The organism is Streptomyces carpinensis (genome assembly GCF_002154505.1).
GTDB classification, from domain to species: Bacteria; Actinomycetota; Actinomycetes; order Streptomycetales; family Streptomycetaceae; genus Streptomyces; species Streptomyces carpinensis.
This window is the reverse complement of sequence record NZ_MUBM01000346.1, coordinates 1-429: the sequence shown is the minus strand read 5'-3', so window position 1 is coordinate 429 and position 429 is coordinate 1. Positions and strand designations below refer to the sequence as shown.

Here is a 429-nt window from a genome sequence, read left to right as displayed (position 1 = left end):
GGTCGGCCTCGCCGGCGCGGACGGCACGGTCCTGACCGGCAGGCTGTCCCTGCGCACCCATCCCTGGCTCGCCGACCACACGATCGCCGGCGTGACCGTGCTGCCCGGCACCGCCTTCGTCGAACTCGCCCTGCGTGCCGGCACCGAGACCGGCTGCCCGGTGCTGGAGGAACTCACCCTCCAGACGCCGCTCACGCTGCCGCAGGCCGGGGGCGTCGCCGTGCAGATCGTCGTCGGATCCGCCGACCCGGCCGGACGCCGCACCGTCGACTGCTACGCCCGGCCCGAGGACACCACCGACGACACCGCATGGGTCCGCCACGCCACCGGCACCCTCGCCCCCGAGACCGCCACCGCCCCCGCCGACACCCACGGCACACTCGCGGGCCAGTGGCCCCCGGCCGACGCCGAGGCCGTCGACGTCGGCAC

At 76.7% G+C, this 429-nt stretch carries 1 protein-coding gene; it reads left to right on the top strand.

Going from position 1 to position 429, the window contains the following annotated elements; translation table 11 throughout:
* Positions 1–429, top strand: a 429-nt coding sequence (locus BZY54_RS53990; protein WP_244217526.1) for a polyketide synthase dehydratase domain-containing protein, incomplete at both ends; no start/stop codon positions are given.